Source organism: Clostridium sp. DSM 8431, assembly GCF_900116755.1.
GTDB lineage: Bacteria > Bacillota > Clostridia > Clostridiales > Clostridiaceae > Clostridium.
Window position 1 is genome coordinate 1 of the sequence record NZ_FPBY01000287.1, and the last position, 2,252, is coordinate 2,252.

At 32.0% G+C, this 2,252-nt stretch carries 3 protein-coding genes; all 3 read right to left on the reverse strand.

The annotated features are described in order from the left end of the window. Positions 1-95: 95 nt before the first annotated feature. The gene (locus BM384_RS16790) at positions 96-599 is read right to left on the reverse strand and encodes an SEC-C metal-binding domain-containing protein (RefSeq protein ID WP_090015374.1); all 504 of its coding nucleotides are present in this window, start codon (positions 597-599) and stop codon (positions 96-98) included. A gap of 116 nt (positions 600-715) precedes the next feature. Next, positions 716-1,507, reverse strand: a complete 792-nt coding sequence (locus BM384_RS16795; RefSeq protein WP_090015376.1) for an MBL fold metallo-hydrolase — start codon at positions 1,505-1,507, stop codon at positions 716-718. Between the two features lie 17 nt (positions 1,508-1,524). Beyond that, a partial coding sequence (locus tag BM384_RS16800; protein ID WP_139232166.1) for a UDP-N-acetylglucosamine 1-carboxyvinyltransferase occupies positions 1,525-2,252 on the reverse strand: 728 nt, incomplete at its 5' end.

A 2,252-nucleotide genomic window follows, 5' to 3' on the forward strand; every position in this document is an offset into this window, starting at 1 on the left:
TTTGGTATCATAATTTAATTTTACCAAAAAATCGCTGTAAGTTTAATGCCTACAGCGATTTTCTTTTTAGGAGAGTTTTTTTACATCCCCTTATACTATGCGTTTTTACCACAGCATTTTTTATATTTCTTTCCACTTCCACATGGACATGGATCATTTCTTCCGACTTTTTGTTCATTTCTTACTATCTTTGATTCATTGTATTGCTTTCTTATATCTTTTCTCTTCTCTTCTGAGAATATTCCATCCCATTGAGGAAGTTCATAAAGATATTGAGCCTTTGCATCAATCATATTATAGTATAGCTTTTCAAGGTTTATATCAAATGCTAATTCAGTTGTGCTATCAACAGTTTCTAAGTCATAAGGATTGTTTAAACTATCATTGATTCCGTCTACAAATCCCATTATAAATTCATCTGTTGTTTCATACTTCTTTGCTAAATCAGCTATTGTAGTTTTTACAACTTCTTTATGCTTTGATAATAAATCTCTATAAATTTTAGTTTCTAAGTTACTATATTCGTACCAGAATGCATTTTCTCCCTTAGTTTTTACATAATCGACAACCATATCTGTCCAACTCTTATATAAACTCATATTTCTCTCCTCTTTCATTCAAATATCTTCTTATAAAAAATTATACTAAGATAGACTGTTATTTTCAACTAATTTACCCCATTATTGTATATAAATAATAAGAATTTTACGCTATCTTACAGTTTTATATATCCACTTGGATTATTTCTATCCGCCATTGATATATTTATATCTTTTCCATTACTTAAACCACGTTCATTTATTACGTTTAATACAGTTTGCATAGCTAAATCAGGCTGATTATTAGTTTTACTTAAATGTCCTAAAACAATATTCTTTCCAGCCTTATAATTAGCTAAGTTTACTAACGCTTCTCCACAGTCATCATTAGATAAGTGTCCAACTTCACTTAATATTCTTCTTTTTAAGTTATAAGGATATGGACCATATTTAAGCATACTTACATCATGATTACTCTCTAATAAAATTGCTTCCGAATCCTTTATGTTATCGAATATTTCTTCTGTAAATACACCAAAATCTGTTGCAACACTAACTCTTTTTCCTCTATTCTCTATAGTATATCCTACGGGTGCTATAGCATCATGAGGAATTACAAAAGATTTTACAGATAGATCTCCTACTTCTACAGTACTTCTTCTATCCATAATTCTTATGTTATGTTCTTTTATCTTACCTAAGGATTTCTCCATTGCAGACCATGTCTTGTCATTTGCGTATATTGGAATATCATACTTTCTAGATAATACTCCAACACCTTTTATATGATCGCTATGTTCATGAGTTATAAATATGCCGCCTATTTCAGATGGATTTTCACCTATTTTAGTTATTGCTTCGTCTATTTTCTTACCAGGCATTCCTACGTCTATTAAAATCTTAGACTTTTCTCCTGATACAAAAATGCTGTTTCCACTACTGCCACTATATAATGAGCAAAATATCATATCATATTTCCCCCGATTTATTCTTCAACAGTTACTCTTGTTATCTTAGCTCCTATTGATTGAAATTTAGCTTCTATATGAGGGTAGCCTCTATCTATGTGCTCTATACTTGTTATCTGAGTTTCTCCCTCAGCTATAAGTCCTGCTATTACCATAGCTGCACCTGCTCTAAGGTCTGTTGCTTTTACAATTGCTCCAGTAAGTTTATCTGTTCCGTCAATTATAGCAACTCTTCCTTCAACTTTGATATTAGCACCCATCTTCTTTAATTCATCGATGTGCTTATGTCTATTTTCCCAAATTGATTCAGTTATTAGACTTCTTCCGTTAACAGTACTTAACAATGCAGACATTGGTTGTTGAACATCAGTTGGGAATCCTGGATATGGTGCAGTTTTTATATTAACACCTTTAAGTTCTCCATTAACTGAAACTCTTACTGCATCATCAGCCTCTTCAACAGTAGCACCCATTTCTTTTAATTTTGCAGAAATTGATTCTAAGTGTTTTGGAATTACATTTTTAATTGTAACATCACCTCTTGTTGCTGCTGCTGCAATCATAAATGTTCCTGCTTCTATTTGGTCAGGAATTACGCTATATGAGCATCCCTTTAATTCCTTAACACCTTTGATTCTTATAACATCAGTACCAGCACCTTTAATGTCAGCTCCCATAGAATTTAAGAAGTTTGCAACATCTACTACGTGTGGTTCCTTGGCAACATTTTCAAGTGTAGTTACCC